Annotated in this window: 19 protein-coding genes; 2 read left to right on the top strand and 17 right to left on the bottom strand. The window is 69.3% G+C overall.

The features are described 5' to 3' along the window. Window positions 1-251 precede the first annotated feature (251 nt). Entirely contained in the window at window positions 252-959 is a 708-nt protein-coding gene (locus ABZ720_RS15560; protein ID WP_366556443.1) for a DUF2460 domain-containing protein, read from the bottom strand. Between the two features lie 267 nt (window positions 960-1,226). Between ABZ720_RS15560 and ABZ720_RS15555 the strand changes: the two genes are divergently transcribed. Continuing rightward, on the top strand, window positions 1,227-2,564 hold the full coding sequence (locus ABZ720_RS15555) for a glycine cleavage T C-terminal barrel domain-containing protein (RefSeq protein WP_366556442.1): 1,338 nt from the start codon (window positions 1,227-1,229) through the stop codon (window positions 2,562-2,564). A gap of 168 nt (window positions 2,565-2,732) precedes the next feature. Here the strand turns inward: ABZ720_RS15555 and ABZ720_RS15550 are convergent, their stop codons facing one another. Then, complete coding sequence (locus tag ABZ720_RS15550; protein WP_366556441.1) at window positions 2,733-3,215, bottom strand: hypothetical protein; 483 nt, start codon at window positions 3,213-3,215, stop codon at window positions 2,733-2,735. 94 nt (window positions 3,216-3,309) lie between these two features. Between ABZ720_RS15550 and ABZ720_RS15545 the strand changes: the two genes are divergently transcribed. Continuing rightward, window positions 3,310-3,756: a hypothetical protein gene (locus ABZ720_RS15545; protein ID WP_366556440.1), complete on the top strand. Its 447-nt coding sequence runs from the start codon at window positions 3,310-3,312 to the stop codon at window positions 3,754-3,756. A 13-nt stretch (window positions 3,757-3,769) separates the two neighbouring features. On the opposite strand, the gene ABZ720_RS15540 is transcribed toward ABZ720_RS15545, so the two are convergent. From ABZ720_RS15540 to ABZ720_RS15470, 15 genes are all read right to left on the bottom strand, one after another. Then, window positions 3,770-3,955 (bottom strand): phage tail assembly chaperone, encoded by a 186-nt coding sequence (locus tag ABZ720_RS15540; protein ID WP_366556439.1) that lies wholly within the window; start codon window positions 3,953-3,955, stop codon window positions 3,770-3,772. Then, window positions 3,955-4,383: a GTA-gp10 family protein gene (locus ABZ720_RS15535; RefSeq protein WP_366556438.1), complete on the bottom strand. Its 429-nt coding sequence runs from the start codon at window positions 4,381-4,383 to the stop codon at window positions 3,955-3,957. Before ABZ720_RS15535 ends, ABZ720_RS15540 begins: the two co-directional genes overlap by 1 nt. Beyond that, the gene (locus ABZ720_RS15530; RefSeq protein ID WP_366556437.1) at window positions 4,380-4,811 is read right to left on the bottom strand and encodes a phage tail tube protein; all 432 of its coding nucleotides are present in this window, start codon (window positions 4,809-4,811) and stop codon (window positions 4,380-4,382) included. Before ABZ720_RS15530 ends, ABZ720_RS15535 begins: the two co-directional genes overlap by 4 nt. A 4-nt stretch (window positions 4,812-4,815) precedes the next feature. Continuing rightward, window positions 4,816-5,235, bottom strand: coding sequence for a tail completion protein gp17 (gene gp17 / locus ABZ720_RS15525; RefSeq protein WP_366556436.1), 420 nt, complete (start codon window positions 5,233-5,235; stop codon window positions 4,816-4,818). A gap of 37 nt (window positions 5,236-5,272) precedes the next feature. Beyond that, on the bottom strand, window positions 5,273-5,599 hold the full coding sequence (locus tag ABZ720_RS15520) for a head-tail adaptor protein (RefSeq protein ID WP_366556435.1): 327 nt from the start codon (window positions 5,597-5,599) through the stop codon (window positions 5,273-5,275). Next, complete coding sequence (locus tag ABZ720_RS15515; RefSeq protein WP_366556434.1) at window positions 5,596-6,129, bottom strand: hypothetical protein; 534 nt, start codon at window positions 6,127-6,129, stop codon at window positions 5,596-5,598. The genes ABZ720_RS15520 and ABZ720_RS15515 overlap by 4 nt, the downstream gene beginning before the upstream one ends. Before the next feature lie 88 nt (window positions 6,130-6,217). Beyond that, window positions 6,218-7,462, bottom strand: coding sequence for a hypothetical protein (locus ABZ720_RS15510; protein WP_366556433.1), 1,245 nt, complete (start codon window positions 7,460-7,462; stop codon window positions 6,218-6,220). Further along, window positions 7,459-8,094: an HK97 family phage prohead protease gene (locus tag ABZ720_RS15505; protein WP_366556432.1), complete on the bottom strand. Its 636-nt coding sequence runs from the start codon at window positions 8,092-8,094 to the stop codon at window positions 7,459-7,461. The genes ABZ720_RS15510 and ABZ720_RS15505 overlap by 4 nt, the downstream gene beginning before the upstream one ends. Before the next feature lie 173 nt (window positions 8,095-8,267). Further along, on the bottom strand, window positions 8,268-8,951 hold the full coding sequence (locus tag ABZ720_RS15500) for a Fic family protein (protein ID WP_366556431.1): 684 nt from the start codon (window positions 8,949-8,951) through the stop codon (window positions 8,268-8,270). Between the two features lie 20 nt (window positions 8,952-8,971). Next, entirely contained in the window at window positions 8,972-9,148 is a 177-nt protein-coding gene (locus ABZ720_RS15495; protein ID WP_366556430.1) for a hypothetical protein, read from the bottom strand. Window positions 9,149-9,256: 108 nt separating this feature from the next. Continuing rightward, the gene (locus tag ABZ720_RS15490) at window positions 9,257-10,471 is read right to left on the bottom strand and encodes a phage portal protein (protein WP_366556429.1); all 1,215 of its coding nucleotides are present in this window, start codon (window positions 10,469-10,471) and stop codon (window positions 9,257-9,259) included. A gap of 16 nt (window positions 10,472-10,487) precedes the next feature. Continuing rightward, the gene (terL, locus tag ABZ720_RS15485) at window positions 10,488-11,960 is read right to left on the bottom strand and encodes a phage terminase large subunit (protein WP_366556428.1); all 1,473 of its coding nucleotides are present in this window, start codon (window positions 11,958-11,960) and stop codon (window positions 10,488-10,490) included. Between the two features lie 14 nt (window positions 11,961-11,974). Beyond that, window positions 11,975-12,487: a terminase small subunit-like protein gene (locus tag ABZ720_RS15480; RefSeq protein WP_366556427.1), complete on the bottom strand. Its 513-nt coding sequence runs from the start codon at window positions 12,485-12,487 to the stop codon at window positions 11,975-11,977. A gap of 121 nt (window positions 12,488-12,608) precedes the next feature. Continuing rightward, window positions 12,609-13,592 (bottom strand): heme-dependent oxidative N-demethylase family protein, encoded by a 984-nt coding sequence (locus tag ABZ720_RS15475; RefSeq protein WP_366556426.1) that lies wholly within the window; start codon window positions 13,590-13,592, stop codon window positions 12,609-12,611. 18 nt (window positions 13,593-13,610) lie between these two features. Next, window positions 13,611-15,218, bottom strand: a complete 1,608-nt coding sequence (locus ABZ720_RS15470) for a GMC family oxidoreductase (protein WP_366556425.1) — start codon at window positions 15,216-15,218, stop codon at window positions 13,611-13,613. Between the last annotated feature and the right edge of the window lie 18 nt (window positions 15,219-15,236).

Here is a 15,236-nt window from a genome sequence, read left to right as displayed (position 1 = left end):
TAGTGCAGCTGACCGCCGCGCGTGGCGGCGGGACGGCCTACCTCAAAGGCCCACAAACAGCCACGCCAGGGTTCCGCCCACCAGGGTGAGTAGGAGGAGGCCGCCGACCATCCTGCCGCTCGCGGTCTGGAGATTGTCTCCGAGCAGGGGGGCGAGTCTGTGCAAGTTCATCACTCGTCTCCGGTCAATTTCGCCTGAAGCTAATCTCGTTGCCCGAAGCGTGAATGAAAGGGCAAAAGCACCCAAGGCCCTTAAAGATCGCGCACCTCCACCAGCGGCACCTCGCCCAGCTCCTGGGCCGCCGGCGAGATCCACTGCATCTCGATGCGATCGGCATCGAAGCGCACCGGCACCTCGAAGAGAAACCCGGCCGAGACCAGAACGCCGTTCGCCGGCGGCGTCTCGAAGCTCACCACCCCGCCCGGCCGCGAGACCGACCAGCCGCCGGCCTGCTCCACCCCGTCCAGCGCCACCCGGACGCTGTCGGTCACCGGCAGCAGGATGGTCCGGGCATAGGCGCCCGATCCTGCTCCGTACCACTTGACCAGCTGGAAGGCCGTGGTCTGCCCGTCGCCCTCGCCCAGGCCCTGGTCGCCCGGGTCCGGCGTGCCGGTGCCGCCGGAGGAGCTGTGATCCGAGAAGTCGCGCAGCGGGAAAGACCGCGCCCGGCCGCGCCTGGCATAGAAGAAGGCCAGCAGCGCGTCGCGCTCGGCGACCGAGCGCAAGCCCCGCGCCGCATCGAAGCGCAGCCGCGCCGCCGCCCACTCCTGGTTCCTGTACTCCCGCCCCGAGGCCGTCTCCACGATCGCCGTGCGAAACTCCGGCCCCCCGGCCGAGCGCCGCGACAGCGGATGCGGGAAGGCCACGTCGTCGAAGCTGTCGCTCATAGCTGCCGCTGTCCCCGCGCCACTGTCCTCGGGCTGCAGCAGCGCCATCCTCGCTACGCCGTCTTGGGGCATCGCTTTCCTCCTCATGCTCACACAAGGCCACCACTGGACCAAAAGGGGGAGCTTGCTGCAGGGGACTGCAATCATGCGATCGGAAACTCTGCCGTCTTGACCCAGTCCTGCATCGCTTCCTGACTTTCCGTCGCCCCTGAGCATTCGGGCGGCGTTCCACAGGCACCTTTTCGGTTGTGGAGGTGGTAGTCCGTTCTGCAGGACCTTGAAGTGAGGGCCCTCTTGCGCCGAACGGCGTCATTGCGGACATGATAAGGAGCGCAGCCCATGTCTCCGACCACACCCGCCACCCACAAGGATCGCACCCACCCGAACGTGCCGGCCGTCGACCAATCCGACCGGGTGGTGCCCTGCAATCTGCGCCAGTCCGGACCGACCCCGGTGCAGATGCTGATCTCGACAAGGGTCCGCAAGTCGCCCTTCTGGCACCTGTCCATCGAGGCCGGAGCCTGGCGGGCCACCGTATACAACCGCATGTACCATCCCCGCGGCTATGTGCGGCCGGAAGACGGTGGCGCCATGGCGGAGTACGACGCCCTGGTCAACCGGGTCACTCTGTGGAACGTGGCCGTGGAGCGCCAGATCCAGGTCAAGGGGCCCGACGCCGAGGCTTTCGTCAACTTCGTCATCACCCGCGATGCCACCAAGATCCAGCCCATGCGGGGCAAGTACTGCATCCTGTGCAACGAGAAGGGCGGTATCCTGAACGATCCGGTGCTGTTGCGCCTGGCCGAGGACGAGTTCTGGTTCTCCATCTCGGACTCCGACCTGCTGCTCTGGCTGCAGGGAGTGAATATCGGCCGGCGTTGGGATGTGGACATTGCTGAGCTCGACGTGGCGCCGCTGCAGGTGCAGGGACCCCTGTCCGAGGAACTGATGACAGAGCTGTTCGGCAGCTCCATCGGTCAACTGCCCTACTACGGCCTGATGGAAGCGGACCTGGCCGGCTGTCCCGTGGTGGTCAGCCAGACGGGTTTCACGGGCGAGAAGGGCTATGAGATCTACGTCCGCCATGCCACGGAAGCGGCCGAAGCCGTCTGGTACGCCATTCGCGGCACCGGCGCCAGCTATGGCTTGCGGGTGATCGCACCGGCCCACCACCGGCGTGTTGCGGCCGGCATTCTGTCGTGGGGCCAGGACATGGACGCGGAAACCTCGCCCTTCCAGGTGAACCTGGCCTATCAGGTGCCGCGCAAGAAAACCGCCGAGTATATCGGCAAGACCGAGCTGGAGCGCCAGCGTGCCGAGATCGATGCGGGCCGCTATCCCTTCGCGCTGAAGATGGTGGGCATGAAACTGGGCGGTCAGGCAATCATCGACTACGCCCCGGACTTTTGGTTGATCCAGAAGAGTAATGGTGAACGCGTCGGCTATGTCACCTCGCCCTGGTGGTCGCCGGAGCTGGAGACCAACATCGCGCTGGGCTACGTGCCTTGGGAGCTGTCCGAACTGGGCAGCGAGCTGAAGGTCGAGTTGCCCGAGTCCTATACGGAGATTTCCGGTCAGCCAGTCGAGGCGGTCGTGACCGAGGTGCCCTTCCGGACCTCGAAGAATCCCAGTGCACGGGAGCGGGCGACGGCCGACGGCCGGGACTGGGCTTACTAGCCCAGCCCGCTCGACCGGTCAGCCGTCGAAAACCAGCAGCCGCACCTTTCCCTCGGAAGTCACGGCCTCGCCTGCATCCCGGAAGCCGGCGCTGACGCAGGCGTGGCGGGCGTGCAGGTGCCGTCCACTGCACCCGGTAGAGCCGAGCTGTGGTCGAGAAGCTGTCGCTCATAGCTGCCGCTGCCCCCGCGCCACGACCCGCGCCAGCTCCGAGGCCGCCCGGCCCATCGAGCGCCGCACCTGCGCCGGATCGCCGCCGGGGGCCGAGACGTTGATGGTGATGTTCGAGGCCGCGGCTGACCCGGCCGGCGCATCTACACCGCTCGTCACCTGCGTCCCCGCCCGCTCCACCATCGAGCCGCCGGGCAGCAGGCGGCCGGTGGCCTGCTGAACCAGACCGCCCAGGGGCCGCACCAGGGTTTCCCGCAGGACCTGGTCGCGCAACGAGGCGGCCAGGCGCTGCATCTGCCGTTCGGCATCGGCGCCCTGCAACAGGATGCGTTCCAGCGCCCGCGCACCGCGGCGCCCCATGTCCTCCATCCCGCGGGCAGTCAAAGCGCTTTGCCGCTCCAGGTTCTGTAGGCGTGCTTCCAGGTCCTCGGGCAACTCTTGCTGCAGCAGCGCCATCCTCTCCTCGCTATCTTGGGGCATCGCTTTCCTCCTCCTGCTCACACAAGGCCGCCACTGGACCGAAAGGGGCAGCACGTTATGATCCGAAAGAGAAGCCACTTCCGGAGAGGTCATCATGCGACCCCTGCTGCTGCTCTGCGCGCTGGCCCTGCTCGGCGTTGCCATGATCCCGCTGGCCGGCGACCTGGCCGGCGTGCGCCTGATGAGCCCGCCCGGCGCCAGCGGCGTCGGCGCCGAAGGGCCGCGGGTGCTGCTGGACAACAATTTCGTGGTTTCGGCTTTCTGGGCCGCCGGCTGGGTGACCCTGGCCCTGCTCTGCATTGCGGCAGCAGCGGCCCTGGACCAGCAGAGCCGTCTGCTGCGACTCTACCGCCAGCTCGACCGCAAACTGGACAGCGCCGAGGCGACGCCACGCCGGCCCGCCGAACCGCCGCCACGTCGCCCCGCGCCCGAGCCACGCTTCGAGCCGCGGCTGGCCACCGAGAGCCAGCCGGCAGACCCCGACCCGGCCCCGGCGCAACCCCGTCCGGCCCGCGGCCCGGTGCTGCGCGCCGACCGCTGACCCGGACAGGGCGTCACGCTGAGGGATCCTCAGCCAGGAAGGCGCGCACAGCCTCGCTTTCGGAGCGGGACAGACCGGCCGATTGCCCGCCCAGGCCCTTGAGCGCCATCCAGCCTTCCAGGGCAGCGGCGAACTCCCGTGGGGTCAACTGCCAGAAGGCGGCGGGCGGAAGGCGCAGCCAGCCGAGCCCGACCTGCATCAGGCACGGCCAGTCGAAGCCGCCGCCCGCCCCGGCTTTCCCACCGGATTTCTCACCGGCTTTCCCTGGGCAACATCCTCCGACCAGGAGGCTTCGGCTCGGGATTCGGGCGCGGCCGCTCCCTCGACCCCATCGAGGGCATTGAGCAGCAGCTCGACCGCCAGCGGCCGCAGCCGGGCCAGGCCCGCGGCAAGCAGCAGGCACTCGACCCGCTCGTCCGCCGGCGCGCCCGGGGCATGCGCCACCGCCAGACGCAGCACCCGAGCAAGCTCTGTCGCCGGCCAGTCCTCGGCGGCCAGGCGGCGCAGCAGGCCCGGCAGCGGCCCCAGCTCGGCCTCTACTTCGGCAAGGAGCGCAAAGCTCGGCGCCAGGGCCAGGTCGCGGCCGTCCAAGCGCAAGCTCACCTCACCGCGCTGCGGATTGCTCATGGGCCCTCTCCTCCCGCCGTGAAGTCGACGGCGCCGGCGCTCTCCAGGGTGATGGAAAAGCTCTCCGCCTCGGCCTGGGCGCCGCTGCGCTGAAAGCGACTGACGGCGAATGGCCCCTCGAAAACGTCACCGTTGCCGAAGGTCAGGCGGTAGCGCTCCAGCGTCCGGTTCACCGCCTGCAGATAGAGCAGGCGGTCGGCAGCGGCGTCGGTCACCAGTCCCTCGCCGCTGACACTCAGGGACTGGAGCCCGCCGTCGGACATCAACATGCGAAAGCCCTCGCTCGCCACGGTGGTCACGTCCAGCGGCGCGTTGTCGAGGAGGAACGCCGTGGTGCGCAAACCGGCGATCAACTGGAAGCTCTCGGGCTCGCCGCCATCGCCGATGGCAAGGCGCAGAAGTCGTCCGCTGTATCCCTGTGCTGGCATCGCGTCAGGCCTCCTCGGTTTCGTTCAGCAGCAAGCGTAGTTCCAGGCGCCGTTCCAGGAAGCCCCGCTCGGACGGCGCCCGGATCGGCCCGTGGCAGGACTGGGCCAAGAGCACAGCTCCGGCCGCCTCCAGATCATCCTCATGGAGCAGCGCCCGCGCCCGGGCCGCCACCGCCTCCAGCCGCCCGCTGCCGGCGCCGGTCGTATCGAGGCAGCGCAGGGCCAGCCGCAGCTCCCGGACGCGCAGGCCACGGGCATCCTGCGGCGCATCGGCGGTCACCCCCTCGATCAGGATCCAGGGCGGTTCGGCATCCGGGGGCACGCTCTCGGAGAAGACCGCCGGCTGGCCGCGATAGTTCGACAGCAGGGCGGCAAGCGGCAGATCGGCGCTCAGGCGGTCGTAGAGCTGGGCAACCACGTCCATGGGCAAAGTCCTTGTCTCGAAGGGGGCGGGAAGGCCGTCAGCCGGCTGCCGATTCCAGCTCCCGGAGCAGCAGCTTGTCGTAGCGTCCGGCCCGGCCCAGGCCGGCGGCCACCACGCGATAGTCTTGCCCGGCGATCACCACACGGTCGCCCGGGACGGCCCCCGTCTCAGGCGGCAGGTAGAGGGCATGGGTCACCTCGGCCTGGAGCCGCCCGCCGTCATATTGCGTGCGGCTGCGCAGGGGCTGCAGCCGGCCGTGGGTCTCTTCCAGGAGCACCCAGTCCTCGACCCAGCCGCCGCGCTCATCGGCCACGGGCTGGGAGCGCTCGAGGCGCAGGGGCGTGTCGAGCCGTGCGGCAATCATGGCCGACGCCAGCCTTGCAGAAGCAGGTCCGCCGCCTGCGGCAGGCCGGCGGCCGAAGCGCTCCAGGTGACGGCGTAATCGCCCAGCCGGCTTTGCGTCGCGCTCGGCTCGGGCCCGCGGGCCAGCTGGTCGGCGGCAATCAGGAGCAGGGCCTGGTGCAGCGAGGCCGGCAGTGCCGGCGTCCCCTCCGCCTCCCAGCCCACGACATAGTCGAGCGAAAGTTCGGCACCGGCGGGAAACCCACCGGCCCGGCCCAGCCACCAGGGACCGGGCGCCAATGTGGCGGGGTCGACATTCTCGCCATTCAGATCGACGGCGGTGAGGTCGCTGAGCGGTCCTTCCGGTAGTTCGATACGTCGCCGGAAGTGCGGAACGTTCACCTCGCAGCTCACGCTGCGCCGGATCAGCGATGCGGTGCCGATCCGCGCCGCGGCCAGGGCTTCGGCAGCCGCCAGCGCGCTGCCAAGGCGCGGATGGTCGGGGGCGACGCCCGCAAAGGCGGCAAGCGCCGCCGGCGCAAGCAGCGTCATGGATTTTCTCCGAGATCAGGAAGCAGAGCAGAAGGTTGCGGTGGTGCGGCCGGGCAATCCGCCGCACCACCGCCAGGAAGTCCGAACCTCAGCGCAGATGCGCCGGCAGGGCCTCGGCCAGGACCAGGGCGGCCCCGGTGGCATATTCGTAGTCGATGCGGCCGGTCAGGGTGTACTCGACCACCCGCTTGCGTGGCTGCCACTGGCCGTCGACCGTGAGTTGGCGTTGCACCCCGAAGAAGAGGTTGCCGCTCGGGCTGAGCAGCAGCTTGTCGCCGCTGTCCCCGCTGAGATGCGGCTCGGGCACCACGGGAATGCCGAAGTAGCGCAGGGCCGGGAAACCGCCCAACAGGACCTGATCGCCCAGCCCGGTCTGGCGGCCCGCCGTCTCCTCGGCATAGCGCTCGGCAAAGGCCACCGGCACGAAGAAGACCTGGTCGGTGCGGCCCTTGAAGCGCTGCGGCATCTGGCGCAGGGCAAGGCCCAGCACCTCCCGGGCCGTGGTGCTCTCGTCCAGTCCCAGTCCCTCGTCGGACAGGTCGAGATCGTTCACGTCGCTGTCGGCGGCCGCCAGGGCGAGCCAGCCGTCGTTGATGGCGAGGAAGTCGTCCTCGGTCTCACTCTCGTCGCCGTTCCAGGCCAGGTCGTCCAGGTCGTTCCCAAAGGCCGTGGCCAGCAGGCGCGCGATGGCCGCTTCCGCATCGCGCTTTTCCACATTGTCCTCCAGGAAGGTGAGCGTGATGTCCTCCGCCCAGACCACCTCCACCGTGGAGAGCGTGCGTCGGCGGGTGCCCAGGGCGTCGCTGGCCTGGGGCGCCTGGCCTTCCGAACCCTTGCGCAACCGCCTGCTCTGCACGGTGAGTTCGTCGGTGTGGCCTTCCGGGCTGCCCATGCGCCGCAGCTGCACCCGGGAGAGTGCCGGCTGCTGCGCCACCAGGAAGTCGAGAAAGCGATCCGCCGTCTCGGCCGAGAGCTTGCCGCCGCTGGTGAAGAGCGAGGAATCGATGGCCCGGGTGCCGGGATCGCCGACGCGCAGTTCGCGCAGACGTCGCCGCAGGTCGCCCACATCGTTGACGAAGGCGCCGCGGAAATCGGTTTCGCCGCCGCCCGCCGCCGGCAGGGTCGGCCCGGCCCGCTCCAGGCGCCGGCGCTCCTCGCTCTCGCCCAGGCGGGCCTCGGCATCGACCAGGCGCTTCTCGAGGTCCGCCACCCGCGCGGCCGTCGGCTCGCTGCCGGCCAGCAGTTCCTGCTGCAGGCTGCGGTGCAGGCCGTCCACCTCCTGGCGGACCACGGCGGTCAGCTCCTCGCCGAGCTGGGCAAAGTCGTCACTCATGGCTGCTGTTCCTCGCTGTCAGTGTTGAAAGTTCGAAAGGCCCTGCGCAGGGCCGCCTGGCCGCGCAGGACGCGAAAGCCGTGGCGCAGGGCGCGTGCCGCGTCGGCGCAGCTCGGCGCGTGGTTGGCCGCCAGCGCCGCCACCTCGCGCATCAGCGCCAGGGCTTCCGGATTGGAGGGGACGGGCACCAGACTCACCTCCAGCAATTCCACCTCGTCGAAGACAGGAATGCTGCGCCCGTCGGACAGCCGCTCCTCGTGGCGCTTGCGCGGCAGGAAACCGATGGAGACTGCGTTGAGAAACCCGGCCCGCACCAGGCGCAGCGCCTGCTCCGCCCGAGGGTTAGCCGCCGCGGGCGCGAACTCCACCGTCACGTCGAAGGCCGTCGGCCCCTTGCTGTGATCGACGACCCGCCCGATCACCGCCTGCGGATCCGGCGGCACGCCGGCGCGGGCATAGCCGTCGTGCCCCCAGAGGAAGACGGGATTGCGCTCGAAGGCCTCGGTGCGGATGCCCTCGGGCCGGATGCGGCTGCCGTGGCGGTCGAGGGCCGGGGTGGCGGCGCGGAAATGCGCCACACGCCCCTCCTCCGCGGCACGCAAAAGCGCGCCGCCGCGAGTCAGGCGGTGCATGGTGATGCTCCTGGATTGGATTGCAGAAGGGAAAGCCGCGGGCTGAGAGACCGGAAATAAAGGTCAAGCTATGCGGACGGTCGCCGGGCTGTCCGCTGTTGTTTCAACATCATCGCAGGCGCATCAGCGACAGCGTTCACACTTAACAGCGTTCACACTTAATTGTGATCCGCTCAGTGGAGCTTGGCTGGGTTGCTGTCGGTGCTGCTTTGTCGGGCGCGATCGATAATCTCCGTGAACTGGCGTGCCAGCAGACCCTCCAAGAGTGCTTCCATAGCTGAAACGTCGAGGTCGCCCTTGCGCGCCGCCTCGTCCGCTGCCTCCAGGGCGGCATAATAGGGGCGTTTGTCTCTTGCGATCAGTTCGGGAAGAGAGCTGTGCCCAGGCAGGCGCAGTTCCAGCTTCGCGCACAGCAAGAAGTAGCCGAGCGCCCGGGAGGTTCGCCCATTGCCATCAACAAAGGGATGGATCCAGTTGAGCCGCCACATGACGTAGGCGGCAAGATGAGCCGCGGGTCGGCTCCAGTTGTCGTTAACGTAGTCGCAAAGCTCTTCCACCAATTCAGGCACGAGATGCGCGGGAGGCGGTGTATGGCGGCTGCCGCCAATCTCTATGCCGCCAGGCCGATAAACCCCGGCGTAGGTGGTGAGCCCCTCTACAGCCAGCCTTTGAAGATCAAGGATCAGTGAAGGACGCAGGCGGCGGCGCTGCTCGGCGGAAAGCCACACCTCGATCAGTTCTTGCACACGGTCGAACTGGCGCAGCGCGTTTGTCGCCTCTGCGCGCGCCCTCTCCTCCTCATCCGCAATAAGTTGCGGATCGCGAGCGACGCTTTTTCGTTCGGACTCGTCCCCCAATGACGCGCCCCGCCAGACGTTCAGCCTTTCTTCTTGTCCAGCAGCTCCGCCTGCTCGTCAACCATGGATCGCGTCACTCGATCATTTTCTATTTTGCTGTTGCCATAGGCGAAGCTTCGCCGTTGCCGCTCCCAGTCGTGAGCGCTCATTTCGACTTTGCGTGCCCTTTCAAGCAGGGCTTCCAGCTCTTCGCTCATTACTTACCTCCAGGGAAGCCGCCGGCTGGCTGACATTGAGCCTACCATAACGACGAGTGGCAGTAACGAAAACCGTGTCTTGTTGCCGAGAGAGCCCGCCTGGACCTCTCACCCCTCCCCCACCTTGCGGCGCCAGCGGGCGCCGGGCGGTTGCAGGTAGAGCTCGCCGTCGGGCAGCGGGTCCTCGCCCAGCAGGTCGCGGTAGCGGTTCAAGGTAATGGCGCCGGCCTTCAGCATGGCCTCGGCCCGGCGCAGGGTGTAGCTGCGGTCTTCCTCCACCGGGTTCTCGTACTCGTACCAGAGGTTCGCCACCCCGGGCCCGAGCTGCGGCAGGAGGTGCAGGTTGACCGCCTCCTCAATCCGGCGCAGGCGCGGCAGGATGGCGTTGCGGCGGTAGGTGGCGTCCGCCGCCTCGGCATTGGCGCGGTTCACGTCGCTGGTCAGGCCCACCTTGCTGGCCGGCAGCTTGTAGACCGCGAAGATCTGGTCACGGCTGAGTTCCGCCAGTTCCAGGAAGGCCAGATCCTTCAGGTTGAAGCCCAGCTGCTGCACCTTGGCCGCGCGGCCCAGGACCGCCGGACCCCGGGCCGGATCGCGATAGCGCTCGAGCCAGCGTTCGCGCAGCACCTCAGCCTGCTCCGGCGTCAGTTCCTCCTCGCTGGTGATCACCAGTTCCGGCGTCGCCCGGTTCTTGAGCAGCGCCGCCCCATAGGCGCGGGCGTGCAGGTCCATGTCGTGGCTCAGCGCGAAGGCCTCCACCGGCGAGGCGCCGCGCAGCGGCTCCAGCGGGTGGGGATAGCGCAGGAAGACCACCTCCTCGGCGGGCAGAACCTGCGGGCTGCGACCCGGCACCTGCACCTGCCAGCCGCGAAGCTGCCGCCCGGCCTCGTCCAGCAGCGGCGCTTCCACCCAGTGGGGATGCAGCAGTTCAAGTCCCTCCAGCCAGCCGTCGCGGCGCAGCAGGTGCCAATAGGCCTCGCCGGTCAGTTCCAGGTGCAGCTGGCTCAGCTCAACCAGGTCGGGCCAGGACTGCAGGCCGTTGGGCCGGCGCAACAGGCCGGGAATGCGCTCGGGCGGCAGGCGGCGCCAGCCGGCCTTGGCCGCTCCATCACGCTGCCAGAGCTCCCAGGGCGCGGCCCGCACATCTTGGGCCAGCGTGCTGGCCGCGGCATAGTCCCAGCCGGCGTAACGCTCCAGCGCCTGGCGCTTGTTGCGCACCGGCCGCGTATCGGGCGCCGGCCCCTCCAGCCGCCAGGTAAAGCCGCTCCCCGGCCGCGGCAGGGGCAGCGGCGCACGCAAAAGTCCGCGCAGGCGTTGCAGCATCGTCAAGTTCCTTCCTTCACGCAAAGACCTGCGGGGCGCGGCCTCCCTCAACCAGGCCGGCGAAGGCCCGGGAGAGGGCATCGATCTGGTCGTCGTGCGCGCCGTTGGGAAAGAGCGCGACCTCCTCCAGGAAGGCCTCGTTCCAGACGCCGCGCAGCAGGCGGATGTTGCCGGCTTCGGCCTGGGCCGCCACCGGTGCGGCGCGCGTAGTCTTGTCGCCGCTTTCCGCCGTGGCACTGACGGCAAAGCCCGCAAGCTGGCGCAGCAAATAGTCCGCCTGCACCTTGCCGGCCTGACCGGGGTCGCGCGGCAGGGAGATGGCGGTCGCAGCACCATCCTGCTGCGCGCAAGTGCGGATCGCCCGCTCCACCTCCAGGCCGGAGCCGCGCAGCCGCACCACATCGGCGATGTAGAAGATACCCTCGGGCGAGCGGGCGAGCTTCAGCCCGACAGTCCAGTCCGGGTCGCTGCCGGCGCGCGCCCGGCTCGCTGCCAGGTCCCAGCCGCGCAGGCAGCGGCAGCCGGCCGGCAGCGCCTCCACCACCTCGAACCAGTGGCGCCGGAACAGGCCGCCGTCGCGCGGTGCCGGGCGCTGCTGCAACTGGCCGGCGGCCGCGTAGCTGCCCAGTGCGGATTCCAGCGCCGTCACCGCAGGCGCCGGAAAGCGTTCGGGCCAGAGCAGTTCGCCGGGCTTGCGCCGCCGGTCCGCCGGGCCCAGGCGCGTCACACAGCGCCGCTCCGGCTCATGGCGCATGGGCAGCATGAGATGCTCATAGCCCAGGTCCTTCGAGAGGATCAGCCCCGAGACGTCGCGCTCATGCACCCGCTGCATCACCACCACGATGGCCGACTCCCTGTCGTTGAGCCGGGTCGGCACGGTCTCGGAAAACCAGCGCAGCGTCGCCTCGCGCACCGCGGCCGATTCCGCCTGCTGCACGTTGTGCGGATCGTCGATCACGAAGCGGTCTCCGCGCTCGCCCGTGCCCAGGCCACCCACCGAGGTGGCCAGGCGGAAGCCGGTGCGATCGTTCTCGAACTTGCCCTTGGCGTTCTGGTCGCCCACCAGGCGCACGCTCTTGCCCCAGTGGCCGCGGTACCAGTCGGAAGCAACCAGCCGGCGGCACTTCATGTTGTCGCGCAGCGAGAGTCGCTCCGCATAGGAGGCAGCGATGGTGCGCAACTCCGGCCGCCCGGCCGGTCCCCACTCCCAGGCCGGCCAGAGCACGGCGACCGTCAGGCTCTTCATGGTCCCCGGCGGCACGTTGATCAGCAGGCGGGTGATCTCGCCGCGGGTCACCGCCTCCAAGTGTCCGCAGAGCACCTCCAGGTGCCAGCCCGGCACGAAGCGCCGCCCCGGCTCCAGCAGCGGCCAGGCATGCCCGATGAAACCGAGCAGGCTTTCCTCGCAGTCCAGCCGCTCCAAGGCGCGCAGGCCCCGCTTCGGGTCGGCCAGCGCCCGGTTCAGGGCCTGGGGCAAAGGCAAGGGCATCGCGGGGTTCCGGGTCAATCCTCATGCCGCGCCAGGCGCTGTTCGAGCAGTCCGCGCAGCAGCGAACGCTCCTCTTCGCTCAGGTCCTCGCGGGCAAAGAGGCGGTCGGGATCGGCCTCCTCGTCCTCCTCTTCAGCCGCCGGCGACGCCTCACCACCGCCACCCAGGCGGGCCAGCAGCCACTTGCGGGCATCGACGCGCAGCTTCGCCCGGGCCAGCAGGTCCTTCTCGGCCAGCGGCTTGCCCTCGGCGTCCTCGCTGCCGCCGCCGGCATCGACGATTTCCAGAATCTCCTCGGCCCAGTGCTCCGCCTGCAGGCGCCGCGCCTGCTCGTAGCGGCGGCGAAAGCCGGCATCCGCCGCCAGGGCCTTCAGCACCGCGGCCTTGGGCGGCAGGTGCGGATCGTGGCAGATGCGCGTCAGGGTCTCGCCTTCCGCCACCCGCTCGCAGATCTCGCGACGCAGCGCCGCATTGAGCCCGCGCGGCCGCCCTGTGATCTGCCGTCCTGTCGTCTGCTGCCCTGCCATACCCTCCGCCGCAAAGCAAAACCCGCCGCGGCACTGCCGGGCGGGTTTCGGTTACACCTTTTGAGGATGTGAGAACATAAACAGAACATGCCCCGCCTGTCAAGGGGTGGTAGCGGGCTCGTTACGAAGAGGCGATGCGGTCCAGGTAGGTGCAGGCTGCGGTAGCGAAGACCGGCAGGGACTTGTAGCGCGCGAGTTCCGGCGGCGCGCTGCGCAGAACGCCGGCGAGGTTGGCTGCGGCCTCCGGCAGGGCCTGCAGGCTGGACAGCGGGTGCTGGTAGGTGCGGATGCCGAAGACCACGGCACCGCTCTCCGGCAGCCGCAGCAGGGTCTGGCGTTCGCAGCGCAGGAAGACCTTCTCACCCACCGTCTCCGGCGTGATTGCGAGGTCCTCGGATTCCTTGCCGTGGCCCACCGGCTGGAAGAGCGCCGGGTCCTCGGTCAGGCTCCAGTTCACCCGCCAGACCGGCTTTTCCGGCTTGAGGATCGAGAGGAAGCGGTCGACCGGCCGCCCCAGCTTCTCGGCATAGCCCGGCACCGGCTCATGGATCGCCAGCATTGGGCGGCCGATCTTGTCCGCCAGGCGCCAGCGTCCGGGAAAGCAGAGCACCGCGGCAGTCAGGCGGTAGGCGCCGGCATCACGCCCGGACTCACGCTGCGGGTCGCTCTGCATCAGGCAGAAATCCTCCTGAACCAGCGAGCCGGCCAGAGCCAGCGGATGGTCTTCGGGCGGTTCGAGGCGGAAGACGCTACCGTCGTCGCGGCATCGAATCTCCGCGCCCTGCCGTTCATAGAAGTCGGGGAAGCGTCCGGGCAGGAAGTCCGCCAGGCGGGCCAGCAGTTCGCTGCAGGCCGTCTCGGCCTCGGGCAGAACCGCGAAGACATCCTCGCGCCGCTCGCGCAACAGGCGCCGGCGTTCGGCCAGTTGCACCGGGCGGTCCGCGCCGGTCTCGATCCAGTCCTCCGGCTTGAGCGCCTGCAGGCCCATGGCCATGCGATAGCGCCCGCCTTCGAAGGGGGTGTAGGGCGGCAGGTCCGCCGCCGTTTGCGTCAGGCATTCCGTCGTCATGGCGGCGATCATGCCCAGGCGCAGCGCTCCTGCCAAGGCCGGGAAGACACCGGCTCAGCGGCCGCCTGGATTGTCCTCCAGGATCAGGTCCGCGGCCTTCTCCGCCACCATGAAGACCGCCGCCTGGGTGTTGCCGGAGACCATGGCCGGTATGACCGAGGCATCGGCCACGCGCAGCCCCTCCAGCCCGCGCAGCCGCAGGCGCGGGTCGACCACCGCCGACTCGTCGCTGCCCATGCGGCAGGTCCCGATGGCGTGGTAGATGGTCTGGCCGTTCTCCCGCGCGAAGGCGAGCCAGTCGGCGTCCTCCTGGCAGGCGGGACCCGGGCTCATCTCCTCGGCGCGGTAGCGGTCCAGCGGCGCCTGATCGACGATGTGCCGAGCCAGCTTCATGGCTTCGACCATGCAGCGCCGGTCCTCGGCCGCGTCCAGGAAGTTGGGCCGGATCACCGGCGGCGCGTCGGGGTCGGGGCTGCGCAGATGGATGCTGCCGCGGCTTTCCGGGCGCAACTGGGTCACCCCGATGGTCATGCCCGGCAGGCGGTCCAACTTGCGCTCGGCGGCGTTGGCGTAGCTGGCGTGCATGAAGAAGTACTGGGCATCGGGCCCCTCCAGCCCCGGGCGGGTGCGCACGAAGCCATGCGCCAGCCCGGTGCCCAGGGTGAGGATGCCGCGGCGGGTCAGGAAGTACTGCGCCACCGAGCGGGCCAGGCGCCAGCCGCGGGACTGCTCGTTCAGGGTGATCGGCAGCTTCACCCGCCAGTTCATGCGGGTGCAGAAGTGATCGATGTAATTGGCGCCCACACCTGGGACGGCGTGACGCACTGGGACGCCGGCAGCCTCCAGCACGGTCGGATCGCCTATGCCCGAAAGCTCGAGAAGCTGCGGGCTCTGCACCGCGCCGGCGGTGAGGATCACTTCGCCCTCGGCGCGGAGAACCTCCTCCTGTCCGTTGCGGCGCGCCCGCACGCCCACCACGCGCCGGCCTTCCAATTCCAGGCCCAGCACCTGGGTGTCGGTGTGCACCTCGAGGTTCGGGCGATTGCGTGCCGGCTTCAGGTAGGCTTCCGCGGCACTGACCCGTCGTCCGGCGCGCTGGTTGACCTGGTAGTAGCCAAAGCCGTCCTGGCTTTCGGCGTTGTAGTCGGGATTGCGCACATGCCCGGCCGCTTCCGCCGCCGCAATGAAGGCCTCGGCCACCTCCGGGCGCTCCTTCACCTCGGTCAGCGACAGGGGGCCGCCGCGCGCGCGCAAGGGGTGCGCCGGGCCGTCGAAATCCTCCAGCTTGCGGAAATAGGGCAGAACCTGCTCGAAGCTCCAGCCCGGGCAGCCGCGCTGGGCCCAGCCGTCATAGTCCTGCGGCTGGCCGCGCACATAGATCATGCCGTTGATGAGCGTGGAGCCGCCCAGGCCGCGGCCGCGCGGAATGGCGATGGTGCGGTTGTTGGTGGCCGCCTCCGGCTCGCTCCAGAAGCGCCAATTCCAGCGATCGTTGACCAGCAGCTTGCTGAAACCGGCGGGAATCGGGATCCAGAAGCCGCTCGGTTCGCCGCCGGCCTCCAGCAAGAGCACCCGATGCCTGCCGGACGCGGTGAGGCGGTTGGCGAGCACGCAGCCCGCCGTTCCGCCGCCGACGATGATGTAGTCGAAAGCCGCCGTCACTCTAACCTACCCCCGGTA

The organism is Aquibaculum sediminis, assembly GCF_040712085.1.
Taxonomy (GTDB): domain Bacteria; phylum Pseudomonadota; class Alphaproteobacteria; order Kiloniellales; family DSM-21159; genus Aquibaculum; species Aquibaculum sediminis.
The sequence above is the reverse complement of the archived record's forward strand: the minus strand, read 5'-3'. Positions and strand labels throughout refer to the sequence as shown.

Bases quoted from the DNA above. Each gene is read 5' to 3' on its own strand.
- ABZ720_RS15560 (WP_366556443.1), bottom strand. From the start codon at position 959: ATGCCCCAAGACGGCGTAGCGAGGATGGCGCTGCTGCAGCCCGAGGAC.
- ABZ720_RS15555 (WP_366556442.1), top strand. From the start codon at position 1,227: ATGTCTCCGACCACACCCGCCACCCACAAGGATCGCACCCACCCGAAC.
- ABZ720_RS15550 (WP_366556441.1), bottom strand. From the start codon at position 3,215: ATGCCCCAAGATAGCGAGGAGAGGATGGCGCTGCTGCAGCAAGAGTTG.
- ABZ720_RS15545 (WP_366556440.1), top strand. From the start codon at position 3,310: ATGCGACCCCTGCTGCTGCTCTGCGCGCTGGCCCTGCTCGGCGTTGCC.
- ABZ720_RS15540 (WP_366556439.1), bottom strand. From the start codon at position 3,955: ATGCAGGTCGGGCTCGGCTGGCTGCGCCTTCCGCCCGCCGCCTTCTGG.
- ABZ720_RS15535 (WP_366556438.1), bottom strand. From the start codon at position 4,383: ATGAGCAATCCGCAGCGCGGTGAGGTGAGCTTGCGCTTGGACGGCCGC.
- ABZ720_RS15530 (WP_366556437.1), bottom strand. From the start codon at position 4,811: ATGCCAGCACAGGGATACAGCGGACGACTTCTGCGCCTTGCCATCGGC.
- gp17 (WP_366556436.1), bottom strand. From the start codon at position 5,235: ATGGACGTGGTTGCCCAGCTCTACGACCGCCTGAGCGCCGATCTGCCG.
- ABZ720_RS15520 (WP_366556435.1), bottom strand. From the start codon at position 5,599: ATGATTGCCGCACGGCTCGACACGCCCCTGCGCCTCGAGCGCTCCCAG.
- ABZ720_RS15515 (WP_366556434.1), bottom strand. From the start codon at position 6,129: ATGACGCTGCTTGCGCCGGCGGCGCTTGCCGCCTTTGCGGGCGTCGCC.
- ABZ720_RS15510 (WP_366556433.1), bottom strand. From the start codon at position 7,462: ATGAGTGACGACTTTGCCCAGCTCGGCGAGGAGCTGACCGCCGTGGTC.
- ABZ720_RS15505 (WP_366556432.1), bottom strand. From the start codon at position 8,094: ATGCACCGCCTGACTCGCGGCGGCGCGCTTTTGCGTGCCGCGGAGGAG.
- ABZ720_RS15495 (WP_366556430.1), bottom strand. From the start codon at position 9,148: ATGAGCGAAGAGCTGGAAGCCCTGCTTGAAAGGGCACGCAAAGTCGAA.
- ABZ720_RS15490 (WP_366556429.1), bottom strand. From the start codon at position 10,471: ATGCTGCAACGCCTGCGCGGACTTTTGCGTGCGCCGCTGCCCCTGCCG.
- terL (WP_366556428.1), bottom strand. From the start codon at position 11,960: ATGCCCTTGCCTTTGCCCCAGGCCCTGAACCGGGCGCTGGCCGACCCG.
- ABZ720_RS15480 (WP_366556427.1), bottom strand. From the start codon at position 12,487: ATGGCAGGGCAGCAGACGACAGGACGGCAGATCACAGGGCGGCCGCGC.